The 11,664-nt window shown below is 57.4% G+C and carries 11 protein-coding genes and 1 tRNA gene; 8 read left to right on the top strand and 4 right to left on the bottom strand.

The features are described from left to right. Positions 1 to 223 precede the first annotated feature (223 nt). The 4 genes from rpsU (at position 224) to rpoD (ending at position 5,018) form a co-directional block, all read left to right on the top strand. Positions 224 to 439: a 30S ribosomal protein S21 gene (gene rpsU / locus M5M_RS09635; protein WP_015047297.1), complete on the top strand. Its 216-nt coding sequence runs from the start codon at positions 224 to 226 to the stop codon at positions 437 to 439. A 121-nt stretch (positions 440 to 560) separates the two neighbouring features. Next, positions 561 to 1,010 carry a GatB/YqeY domain-containing protein gene (locus M5M_RS09630; RefSeq protein WP_015047296.1) on the top strand — a complete coding sequence of 150 codons (450 nt, stop codon included), beginning with the start codon at positions 561 to 563 and terminating at the stop codon, positions 1,008 to 1,010. A gap of 51 nt (positions 1,011 to 1,061) precedes the next feature. Then, the gene (gene dnaG, locus M5M_RS09625; protein WP_015047295.1) at positions 1,062 to 3,029 is read left to right on the top strand and encodes a DNA primase; all 1,968 of its coding nucleotides are present in this window, start codon (positions 1,062 to 1,064) and stop codon (positions 3,027 to 3,029) included. Positions 3,030 to 3,152: 123 nt separating this feature from the next. Beyond that, positions 3,153 to 5,018 (top strand): RNA polymerase sigma factor RpoD, encoded by a 1,866-nt coding sequence (gene rpoD / locus M5M_RS09620; RefSeq protein ID WP_015047294.1) that lies wholly within the window; start codon positions 3,153 to 3,155, stop codon positions 5,016 to 5,018. Between the two features lie 162 nt (positions 5,019 to 5,180). Here rpoD and M5M_RS09615 read toward each other — a convergent pair whose 3' ends face one another. Beyond that, entirely contained in the window at positions 5,181 to 6,680 is a 1,500-nt protein-coding gene (locus M5M_RS09615) for an alpha/beta hydrolase (RefSeq protein ID WP_015047293.1), read from the bottom strand. Between the two features lie 136 nt (positions 6,681 to 6,816). Here M5M_RS09615 and M5M_RS09610 point away from each other — a divergent pair. Continuing rightward, a tRNA-Ile gene (locus M5M_RS09610) sits at positions 6,817 to 6,893 on the top strand. Between the two features lie 44 nt (positions 6,894 to 6,937). Here M5M_RS09610 and M5M_RS09605 read toward each other — a convergent pair. Further along, the gene (locus M5M_RS09605) at positions 6,938 to 7,627 is read right to left on the bottom strand and encodes a DUF3313 family protein (protein ID WP_015047292.1); all 690 of its coding nucleotides are present in this window, start codon (positions 7,625 to 7,627) and stop codon (positions 6,938 to 6,940) included. A 258-nt stretch (positions 7,628 to 7,885) separates the two neighbouring features. Here M5M_RS09605 and tmpT point away from each other — a divergent pair, with 258 nt between their 5' ends. Further along, positions 7,886 to 8,539 carry a thiopurine S-methyltransferase gene (tmpT, locus tag M5M_RS09600; RefSeq protein WP_015047291.1) on the top strand — a complete coding sequence of 218 codons (654 nt, stop codon included), beginning with the start codon at positions 7,886 to 7,888 and terminating at the stop codon, positions 8,537 to 8,539. A gap of 53 nt (positions 8,540 to 8,592) precedes the next feature. On the opposite strand, the gene M5M_RS09595 is transcribed toward tmpT, so the two are convergent. Next, the gene (locus M5M_RS09595; protein ID WP_015047290.1) at positions 8,593 to 8,859 is read right to left on the bottom strand and encodes a superinfection immunity protein; all 267 of its coding nucleotides are present in this window, start codon (positions 8,857 to 8,859) and stop codon (positions 8,593 to 8,595) included. A gap of 31 nt (positions 8,860 to 8,890) precedes the next feature. Then, positions 8,891 to 10,330: an amidohydrolase family protein gene (locus tag M5M_RS09590; protein WP_015047289.1), complete on the bottom strand. Its 1,440-nt coding sequence runs from the start codon at positions 10,328 to 10,330 to the stop codon at positions 8,891 to 8,893. 162 nt (positions 10,331 to 10,492) lie between these two features. Between M5M_RS09590 and M5M_RS09585 the strand changes: the two genes are divergently transcribed. Then, a complete protein-coding gene (locus M5M_RS09585; protein WP_015047288.1) occupies positions 10,493 to 11,020 on the top strand; it encodes an RNA polymerase sigma factor in 528 nt (175 codons plus the stop codon). Continuing rightward, on the top strand, positions 11,007 to 11,624 hold the full coding sequence (locus M5M_RS09580) for a hypothetical protein (protein ID WP_015047287.1): 618 nt from the start codon (positions 11,007 to 11,009) through the stop codon (positions 11,622 to 11,624). Before M5M_RS09585 ends, M5M_RS09580 begins: the two co-directional genes overlap by 14 nt. Positions 11,625 to 11,664: the final 40 nt, after the last annotated feature.

Below are 11,664 nucleotides of genomic sequence, written 5' to 3'. Positions count from 1 at the left end.
CCATGCCGCCGACGCCCCGTAATATCTGCCCTATCACCCGCTCCCCCGCGTGGAGATTGGGTAAACGCACGTTATTATCCAAGTGTTGGGGGATTTCGGGTTCCCCAATACGATGAACTAAAATAGGCTTGAAGTGGGCAGGCGATGTGGTTAGAATCTGCGCCCCTTGGAATCGGGTCTTATTTTCTTGCCCCGATAGAGAATTCAACAGTCAGGTAGTCAAATGCCATCAGTTAAGATTAAAGAGAACGAGCCCTTTGATGTAGCGCTGCGTCGCTTCAAGCGCTCATGTGAAAAAGCCGGTATTCTGGCCGAAGTACGTCGTCGCGAGTTTTACGAGAAGCCCACGTCTGTACGTAAGCGTGAAGCGGCTGCCGCTGTTAAGCGTCACGCCAAGAAGATGTCACGCGAAAACCGCAAGTTCCAGCGCCTGTACTGAGTTGTCTCCCGCCCTGTCCGGGGCAATGATTTCTGTCCAGTACTGACTGACTGCACGGCCGGGTATCCAAGCCCCGGCCGTTGGTCGTTGTGCCACCATAACCATGCCGCAAGGAGCCACCATGAGCACCGAACTCAGAAACCGCATCAGCGATGCCATGAAAGACGCCATGAAAGCCCGCGCCAAAGAGCGCCTGGCCGCCATCCGGCTGATTCAGGCCGAGTTCAAGCGCATTGAGGTGGACGAGCGCATTGAAGTGAGTGATGAGCGCGCCCTGGCGGTGCTCGACAAGATGCTCAAGCAGCGCAAAGACTCCGTCAGCCAGTTTGAGGCCGCCGGCCGCACCGATCTGGCCGAGGTGGAGAAAGCCGAAATGGCGGTGATTCAGGAATTCCTGCCCGCGGCACTCGGCGCCGACGAGCTGGATGCCATCATCGCCGCCGCCATTGCGGAATCCGGCGCCAGCTCCATGCGTGAAATGGGTGCCGCCATGGCGCTGATCAAGCCGCAGGTGGCGGGTCGCGCCGACATGGGTGAAGTGAGCAAGCTGCTCAAGGCCAAACTGGGCTGATTTCTCGGGAGCAGGGCGCTACACTGAGGCGCCCACCCGACAGAGTCCGCTATGGCTGGCCGCATTCCACAAGCGTTTCTCGATGACCTGCTCGATCGGACGGACATCGTCAGCCTGATCGACAGTCGGGTCAAACTGAAGAAAACCGGCAAAAACTACAGCGCCTGCTGCCCGTTCCACGACGAAAAAACGCCCTCGTTCACTGTCAGCCAGGACAAGCAGTTCTTCTATTGCTTTGGTTGCGGTGCCACCGGCAATGCGGTGGGTTTCCTGATGGACTACGAGCGGCTCGACTTTCCCCAGGCGGTGGAAAGCCTGGCCCATCTGGCCGGTCTGGAAGTCCCGCGCGAAGAGCAAAGTGCGCAGCAGATCGAGCGCGCCCAGACCCGCAAAAGCCTGTACACCCTACTGGAAAAATCGGCCGAGTTTTATCGCGAGCAATTAAAAACCCACGCCAACAAAGGTCGGGCGGTGAACTACCTGAAAGGGCGCGGACTCACCGGCAAAATCGCTGGCGACTACCTGATCGGTTATGCCCCGCCGGGGTGGGAAAATTTGCTCAAAGCCCTGGGTGAGGCAGAAGACGATAAACGCATGCTGATTGAAGGCGGCATGCTGATTCACCAGCCCGATCAGGGCAAGTTGTACGACCGATTCCGCGAGCGGATCATCTTCCCGATCCGCGACATCCGCGGGCGGGTCATCGGCTTTGGTGGCCGGGTGCTGGATGACAGCAAGCCGAAATACCTGAACTCGCCGGAAACGCCGGTGTTTCACAAAGGCAAAGAGCTCTACGGTCTGTACGAAGCGCGCCAGGCCTACAAGGAAATCCCCCGCCTGCTGGTGGTGGAAGGCTACATGGACGTAGTGTCGCTGGCCCAGTTCGGCATCTGCTACGGCGTGGCGACACTCGGCACCGCCAGTGGCGAAGACCACCTGGAGCTGGCATTCAAGTACACCAACGAAGTGGTGTTCTGTTTTGACGGTGACGAGGCCGGCCGCCGCGCCGCCCGCCGGGCGCTGGAAGTGGCGTTGCCGGTGATGACGGATGGCCGCACGGTGCAGTTTTTGTTTCTGCCCGACGGCGAAGACCCGGACACCCTGGTGCGCCAGATTGGACCGGAAAAGTTTGAAAAACTGATCGCAAGCCGCGCGATTCCGCTCGAGGACTATCTGTTCGACGCCGTCTCCACCGGGCTCGACCTGAAGCGATTGGAGCATAAAGCGCGCTTATCCAAGCTGGCGGCGCCGCTGATTTACCAGTTGCCCAAGGGCGTGTACCGGGAGCTGATGTTTCAGCAGTTGGCCAAACGTACAGGTCTGGATCTGGAAACGCTGATGGAGCTGGCGCAAGCGCCGGTGGCGTCTGAGCCTGAGCCGTTGAGGCCAGCGGCTTCGGCGGCGCCGACTCGCCCGGCGCAGGTGGCGCCGGCGCAAGCTGTTGCCGATGAAGGCTACGAGGCGCTGTGGCAGCCCGACAGCGACGATGAGGCGCCGCCGGAATACGACTGGGCGCCCGACGATACGGTGCCGAGACAGCCGCAACTATTTGCCGCCCACTCCACCAAAAGTGTGGGATTTACCCCGGTGAAACTGGCAGCGGCCTTGCTGCTGTACCACACTGAGCTGGTGCAAATCGCGGCTGAACAACTGGCACAGCTGGAGGCCTTGCAAGACCCCGATTTGCCGTTGCTCAAAGAGCTGGTGCACTTTCTGGCTGCGCGTCCGCAGGTGAGTATTGGCCAGGTGCTGGGCCACTGGCGTGGCACCCACGGGGAGCAGGAAGAGTCGCGGCTCGGGCAGCTCGCCGGCATGCATCTGTTTACCAGCGTGGCCGCCAACGACGAACAGCACCGGGAGCTCCGGGCGCAGGAGCTGGCGGATATATTCAGTGAGCTCAGGCGCCGACTCAGCAGTCAGCTGGACCAGCCATTGCTGGATAAGGCCCGGCGCGAAGGCCTCAAGGGGCTGTCAGAGGCCGAGCGCGAGCAATTGCGCACAATTCTGGCAAAAAAATAGGCCCGGGAGGCGCATGCAGGCCGGTTGGAATCTGGCCCCAAAGCCCCATATAGCGTTATAATGCGCGCCTTTTGCGTTTCCCCCACCGCCGACCACAGGCGGGTTCACTCTACAGGGTTCAGAATGGTTGATATCGGCAAGCAGCAGCAATCACGTATCAAAGAGTTGATTGCTCGCGGTAAGGAACAGGGTTACCTCACCTATTCCGAAGTGAATGACCACTTACCAGAGGACATATCCGATCCGGATCAGGTTGAAGACATCATCCAGATGATCAACGACATGGGTATCAAGGTATTCGAGACCGCCCCCGATGCCGATACCCTGCTGATGACCGACGGCGACAGCTCCGCCGATGAAATTGCCGCCGCCGAAGCCGCCGCCGCACTTGCCGCTGTGGAAACCGAAGCTGGCCGCACCACCGACCCGGTGCGCATGTACATGCGCGAAATGGGCACGGTGGAGCTGCTCACCCGCGAAGGCGAAATTGCCATTGCCAAGCGCATTGAAGAGGGCATCCGTGAACTGATGCACTCGCTCGCCTACTGGCCGGGTGCAGTGAAACAGTTGCTGGACGAATACGAGCTGGTGGAAAAAGAAGAGCGCCGCCTGGTGGATGTGATCGCCGGCTGGCTCGACCCGGCCGACGAAGTGCCTACCGCGGCTGAGCAGGCCCAGATGCGTGAAGAGGCGGCCAATGCCAACAACGATGATGACGACAGCGACGACGATGACGACGATGACGACTCTTCATCCGATGATGACAGCAACGACGGTGGCGTAGACCCGGAAGAAGCGCGCCAACGCTTTGCCGCCCTGCGCGACGCCCACGTCAAGTACGAAAAATCCCTGGCCAAAAACGGCCGCGCCCACAAGAGCACCGACAAGGCGCTTAACGACATGGGCGAGATTTTCAAATACTTCAAGTTGCCTCCGCGTCAGTTCGATCCACTCTATGGCCGCGTGCGTGGCATGCTGGATCGCGTGCGCGCCGAAGAGCGCAGCGTAATGAGCCTGTGTGTGCGCACGGCCGGCATGCCGCGCAAAACCTTTATCAAAGAGTTTCCTGGCATGGAAACCAACGATAGCTGGGTTGCCGACATCATTAAGAAAAAGCGCGACTACAGCGATGCGCTCGCCGCAGTAGAGCCGGAAATTGTTCGCAGTCAGCGCAAGCTGCAGCAGATTGAGCAGGAATCCGAGCTGGACCTGGCGTCCATCAAGGAAATCAACCGTCGCATGTCCATTGGCGAAGCGCGAGCGCGCCGCGCCAAGAAGGAAATGGTTGAGGCTAACTTGCGTCTGGTGATTTCGATTGCGAAGAAGTACACCAACCGCGGCCTGCAGTTCCTGGACCTGATTCAGGAAGGCAACATCGGCCTGATGAAAGCGGTGGACAAGTTTGAATACCGTCGCGGTTACAAATTCTCGACCTACGCCACCTGGTGGATCCGTCAGGCCATTACCCGCTCCATCGCGGATCAGGCCCGCACCATCCGGATTCCGGTGCACATGATAGAGACCATCAACAAGCTGAACCGTGTGAGCCGCCAGATGCTGCAGGAAATGGGTCGCGAACCCACGCCTGAAGAATTGGGCGAGCGCATGGACATGCCGGAAGACAAGGTCCGCAAGGTACTGAAAATCGCCAAAGAGCCCATCTCCATGGAAACGCCCATCGGCGATGACGAAGACTCGCACCTGGGTGATTTTATCGAGGACGTGACCATCACCTCGCCAGTGGAATCTGCCACTGTAGAAGGCCTGATTGAAGCGACCCGCGATGTGCTGTCGGGCCTGACCGCGCGCGAAGCGAAAGTGCTGCGCATGCGTTTCGGTATCGACATGAATACTGACCACACGCTGGAAGAAGTGGGCAAGCAGTTCGATGTGACCCGTGAGCGTATCCGTCAGATTGAAGCCAAGGCGTTGCGCAAACTGCGTCACCCCTCGCGCTCCGATCACCTGCGCAGCTTCCTGGACGAGTAATCGTCAGCCCGCTGTCAAAAAGGCGCTCACTGAGCGCCTTTTTTTATGGGCGCGGTAGCGCCACTGAAACTGTAGGAGCGCGGGGCGGCCATCCGCAAGCCCCTGCGCGAGTTGCGGTGGCATGGGGGTGACCAATGACTTCGCTGCCACCGGCAACCTGGCCTATTCATCCGCCGGTTTATTATCCAGCGCATTCTGCTCCATAAACGCCATGGATCTTTCCACTACGTAATCAAAAAACGGATTGAAGCGCAGGCGCGCGAGTTGATCCATCGAAACGATAAAGGCCCCGCGTTCACCCCTGACGCCACCGCCGCCCAGATACACAGGCTGTGTGCTGTTTTTACCGGTGGGCGTGTTGCCGTTAATCGGATCGTCCGGTGCAAACGGCATCGCCACATGCGACAGCGAGTACACATCGGCCGGCCATTCGTACGCCAGTGCGCGGGGCTGTACGTCGGTGTGATGGGCGGGACGATAATATTCCACCACCTGGGCTGAGACGGTAGTCTCTGGTGTGGGTTGATTTGAAACCAAGCGCAGATTAAACACCTGCGGTTGCTGCCTGAGTTGATTGACCAGCTGGCGATGGCTGTGACGTAAGAGGCCGGCGGCTTCAGCCTGATGATTCACATCAAACAATACCAATTCGTGTCTGGGGTCGTTGAGTGAATCCAGTAAGCGGGTTTTAACGGCGCTGGCATTGACGGTAGCATCGGTGGCCGACATGAATGCCAATATAGGCGGCATGCGCTGTTTGTCAGCGTCATTGAGGACGTTGGTTTGCTGCAATAACGACTGGGTCAGATCATACATTTCCTTGCCGGCCTGTACGGGAAAGGAGTTGTATTTGTACGGATCGTATTCCGGGTAGATATCTACCCAGGCCAGGTTGTAGTAACCGGGCAGGTGTCCGAGCCAGGCCTGTATGTAGGCAAAGCCCGCCAGCGGTGAGACTTCCAGTGCTGGTGCCAGCAATACCAGGCCAGCCAGCGCCGCGCTGTGCTGTTCTTTGTGTTGGTTGAGTGCATGGTGCAGAGAAAGTGCTGCGCCGTTGGAATAGCCCACCAAATACACAGGCTGGCCGCCTTCTGCCGCTTGCTCTACCGCCAGCGCAACCGCTTGTGCGGCTTTTTCCCAGCGATAGTTCAGCAGCATGCCGGGTGTCAGTCCGTGCCCGGGCACGCGCAGACCGTACACCTGAGCACCTGCCTGCGCGTACGCTTGCCCCAGAGCGCGCATGGAGTAGGGTGAATCAGACAGGCCGTGCACCAGTACCACAGCGAAGCGTGCTGTGGTTTGTGGTGCCAAATAAAATGATCGGTTCCAGTTTGGCTCATAAGCCAGGCTGTTGGCTTTGCCGGCAGGTGAAAACCGGTGCCAGGGTGGCAGAGCAGGCGCGGCTTTGCGCGCCTTTCGGTCAACCAGTCGCTGCAGGCCGGCAAACTGGGTTTGTTCATGGGCGACATAGTCTGCCCAATTGGCGCTGCTTAAGTCGTCCAGCTCTGCGAGACGCTTGTGGTGCAACGCGGGTTCATGCCAGAAGTCGGGTGAGGGGCGCGCTTGCACCCACACATAAAGAATTGCCATTACGCCCACCACGAAGCCCAGCAGGCCCCAAAGCAGCGGTGTAATCAAGCGAAAAACGCGGGACAGCAGCACGGGTTATTCCACAGCGGAGGGATTTGTCACCCAGAGTAGTCAAAAAGATCCCGCATGGCTATAATGGCGCCCCCGCGCAAAACCCATTGCGTGCGGTCAAATACGGAATGGCGAGCCTTTATCGCCACCGTCATTTGGGCCTTTAGCTCAGTTGGTTAGAGCATCCGACTCATAATCGGCAGGTCCTGGGTTCGAGTCCCGGAAGGCCCACCATTTACCCCAGTAGTTTTTCAAAAATGTCGGATGCCGACTCATTTTTACTGTTGTTGTGCATCCAGCGCTTTGTCCAACTCTTCGCGCATCTGATTTGCCCAGCGCTGCAGCATTCGGTCTGCACTGACTTTATTGGTGACGCCGTTGCTCCACCACATTCTCATGTCGTAGGCATCTTTCCTGCGGTCTATGATCCGCACGAGCACGTCTTGTGTGCTGCCATCCAGCAGTTCCAGGTATAACGTCATTTCGCCGAATGACGTGGTGTAGTGGTCTATGTTGCTGGCGGACTTTATCTCGGGTGCGTTGATATTAAGGTTTATTATATTTGGCCGTAAAACCAGTACTTTGTCTCCCGCGTTGAACGTTTCAATGACTTCATGCGCGGGCGGCTGGCTGAGTGCGGTGGTGAAGCTCGACTTGCATTCATCACCGAGTGCAGCTGTGAGGCGATCAGCATCTTCTTGTGAAACCCGATTAAATCGGTTCAATCGCTTGGTATTCTGGTCGCGTAGCCAGTTTTCCTTAAGTGCCACGAAGCAATCGGTGACCCCGAATTTTTTGTAGGTCGTGAGTTCTGCGTCTGGTTTTATATAGACGGTCGAAAAACGGGTATTGTCTACCCGCTGTAAACCGTCGGGCGTTACCTCGGGCCAACCCTGTTTTACGCCGGTACAGGCTGAAACGAGCAGGGCCCCTGTACTTAAAAAAATAGCTATCGCATCGTTGCGCATGGCGTACTTCCTTGTGTTTTCGGATTGCCTTTTGCTCTGAGTCCGAACAGTTTACGTCACTATAGCGTAAATTGAGGTCTTTGTTTTGGTCACCACGGGCTGCGAGTATCAGCGGGCCATAGACTGGCGTCCTCAATCCCTCTGCGCGGCCCTGGCTGGTTTTCCGAAAGCGGCAGGATTGTCGGTGTCACCTCGGGCGATAGTTTATTACTATTCAGAATGAATCTTTAGTGTTGGCTTTTTCTGAGGGGAAATACATTGGAACAGGCATTCTGGCAATCCCGTTGGCAAAAAAATGAAATCGGTTTTCACGAGAGTGCACCCAATGCACTGCTGGTGAATCAGTTTCAGTCGCTGGGGCTGCAACCAGGCGCCCGGGTGTTTGTGCCTCTGTGTGGCAAATCAGTGGATATGCTATGGCTATGTCAGCAGGGCGTTGACGTGGTTGGGTGTGAGCTGTCGGCGCTGGCGGTTGAGCAGTTTTTCAGGGAGCAGGAAGTCACGCCGGCAGTGCATCAGCAAGACGGTTTTACGCGCTACAGCGTGGCGGGTCTGACGGTGTGGCAGGGTGATTTTTTTTCGTTGAATGCCGCGATGATTGGCCCGGTCGATGCCGTGTATGACCGAGCGGCATTGATTGCACTGCCGCCAGCCATGCGCGAAACCTATGCCAGGCAGCTACTGGCGATTACCGGCGCTGCCCGGCAATTGCTGATTACCCTGATCTATGATCAATCGGTCATGGAAGGTCCGCCTTTCAGTGTGGATCAGGCAGAAGTCTGTCGCTTGTATGAGGCCTCCATGACTTGCGAGCCACTGATGTCGGGGCCCTTGGCCGGAGGTCTGAAAGGCAAGGTGGACGCGACCGAGGCGGTTTGGTTACTGACTGCAAAAACGTCGATGGGTATCTGAACGGGGCGGGCTGGCGCTGTGCGCATCACCCACCCATTGTTGAAAGACAGTGATTAAATGCCGGCCCGGCGTCCGTACTTTTCCATCTTTTCCCGTCGTTTGCCGGTAACGGCCCAGGCGATCAATCCCAGCCAGACCAACACAGAGAAGCCGGCAGGAATGTTGAGCACCGCAATTTTTACCAGGTGCTTGCGGTTGAAGAAAATGGCCAACACGGCGGGCAGGAAATAAATGGCGAGAATGACAAGCACAACGGCGATGATTTCAATCGGGTTGCTGCCTGCAAAGAATGCGTTGTATTGAGCTAATGTCTCGTTCATGGTGTGTGTCCTGTTTGAACATGGAGTGGGTTTATTGGGCTGAAATACGGTGTGCTTGTGCGGCGCTTGCGAGGTCCGCGCGAAGCGCGGCGACGGAATGCCGAATGCCTGCCTGAATCACCAGGTTGACCGACCTGAGCGCGGCAATGTCATCGAGCGGGTTTTGCGTGATAGCAATCAGGTCTGCCTGCGCGCCTGCCTTGAGTCGCCCGATATTGCCAAGCTGAAGAATGCGTGCGGCGTCACTGGTGACCATTTGCAGAATGCGCCAGTTGTCGAGGCCTGCGCGTTGATGCAATTGCAGTTCGCGCCAGAACCAATCGCCCGCGCCATAGCTGTCGGAACCTATCAGCAAGGGCACGCCGGCCTCGTGCATGCGCTCCACCAACTCGAGCACTTTGGGGTACACGGCTTCGGCGCGCTGAAAATCGTCAGCAGTCCAGTTGTACACCGACATGCCGATGTTCTGGCGCCAATTAGCCGCAGCCGGGTGAATCTGCCAATCGCTGGTCGGATAAAAGCTATCAAGCTTGGGCTGTATGAAGGCCATTTCGGTCGCAATCAGGGTCAGGTCAACCCGTATGTTTTTGCTGGCCAGTGTCCGAAACAGGGTTTGCATGGGTTCGGCGTCATAATCTACCGCTTCGAACCAGCGGTACAGATATTGGCTGCTGCCCGGCGTGCGATCGGCCTCGAATTGCGCGCGGGCGGCCTGCGGGAGCAGGTCGGCGGAGGGCATGAACGCATGGGTCAGTGCGTCCACGCCGGCATCGGCCGCGAACTGCCAGCTCACGTGATCCAGATGGGCAATGCTTTTCAGCCCCGCAGCCTTGGCGAGTGTTGTGCCCTGGCGCAGCTCCGCTTCCGACAGACCGTGATAGAGCTTGATGTGAGACACGCCCAGCGCTTTCTGACGCTCAATTTCTGCGCGCCAACCGTCGGCATCACCGGGGTAAACACTGCCGCCGGCTATCGGTGTTGGATCAAAAAACAGACCCGCATAGTGCAAGGCTGGGCCAGACAGCTCGCCACTGCGCTGCTGTTTGGCGTAACGGTGGTTGGCTATGGGGTCGCCGGCCGGACTGAAGGCGGTGGTCACACCGCTGGCCAATGCCGCTGCGGCATGAAACCGGGTGATGGCTTCGTGGCTGACCATGCTGAGCGCCGGTGCGCCGTCTTTCATGTCCACGGTTAACGGGCCGGCCGTTAAATGCAGGTGGGCGTCAATCAGGCCCGGCAGTAAAAACGCGCCGTCCAGGTCTATGTGTTCCGCCACCGCCGGCAGAGGGGTGTTTCCCGTGGCCAGAATTTTTCCGTCTGCAATGTGGACCCAGGCGTTGGGCGTAACCGTTTCGGTTGCCGGGTCGATCAATGTGGCATTGATCAGCAGGTATTGCTCGGCTTGTGCCTGCGGGGCGATCAGTAATATCGCAACAACCAGGGTGGACAGTGTGTGGTAAATCAGTTTCATATGGCCTCCAGCCGTAATGGGCGCAGCAAGTGCTTTCGCTAATCACAGTCGGGTCCGAAGCGGCAGGTGTTACAAAAAATTTTTTTGTAACACTTTGGGTGTTCAGGCAGACTCCTGAATGAAACAGCTGGAAAACCCGAGCATGGGTATGGATGCAGTCGATTGAAATCTAACCAGGATCACGCTGAGCAGCTCTGGCAGCAATACGCCTCCGGCATTGTGCGTACATTGGCGAGCTACGAACTGGACTCTCAGCTGCGCGAGGATTTGGCACAAGAAATTTTCTGTGCCATTGCGCAGTCGGTAGAACGGATTCTCGCAGCAGAAAATCCGCGCGCCTATGTGTTTCGCATTGCGCACAATGTGGCGGTCGATCACGTAGCGCGTCAGGTGCGGGATAAAGCGGAGACCCATGAGCCCGGGCAATTGGCACAACTGCAGGAGCAATCATCTGACGCGGGAAGTGATTGTCCGGCCGAGCAGGTGCACAAAAATCAGCAACAAGCCGCATTGGCGCGCGCGGTGCAGCAGTTGGCTGCACCCTATCGGCAAGTCATTCTGCTGTTGTTGGAAGATTTGTCGGCTAATGAAATTGCCGATGTGTTGCAGGTCAGCGCCGGTGCCGTACGGGTGCGCATTAATCGCGCCAAAACAGAATTGAGGAGCGTGTTACAAGATGGCCGACAATAATCAGGATTTGAACCCGGCATCCGGGCTTGAAGACGACGATCTGGATCTGGGCGCTTTGGGTGCGGCCTGGCGTAGTCAGACCCCCAAGGTCGACGTGGATTTCTCCGCGGCTTACCGTCAGCAAAAGCGGCGTCGCATGTGGTTTGCGCTGGATTTGGTGCAGGCGCTGGTGTTACTGGTGGCCAGTGTGGGCTTTCTGCTGTTTTTGCCCACCTCGGCCATTACCGTCATTGCAAGTGTGGTGCTGTTTTTCAGCGGCCTGATTGTCGGCCAGCAGGCGTTCAGTATTCACCGTCAGGTATTGGACTATGCGGATTGGACGGCTGCTGGCTTGCTCACCTTTCGCTGTATGCATCTCCGCGCAAGCCTCCGCCATTTGCGCATAAATCAATTGGGTTGCGTGATTACTCTGGCATTTACCTTGTTGTTGTACCTGTTGAATGCGTTCAGGGTCACTGAGGTACCTGAAACTTTGCTGGCAGCTTTCGGTTATCTGGTGCTGCCTACGCTGATCCTATTGGCGTATTTTCAGGTACGGGTAAAACGCAGTCAGGTATTGATGGCGCAGGCTGAGAAAATGAAAGCAGAATTTGATGCAGCGTGACGCGACGTCAGGTTGAAGCTCAAGGGGTTTTTCAACAGCC

Source organism: Simiduia agarivorans SA1 = DSM 21679, from assembly GCF_000305785.2.
Lineage (GTDB): Bacteria > Pseudomonadota > Gammaproteobacteria > Pseudomonadales > Cellvibrionaceae > Simiduia > Simiduia agarivorans.
The sequence above is the reverse complement of the archived record's forward strand: the minus strand, read 5'-3'. Positions and strand labels throughout refer to the sequence as shown.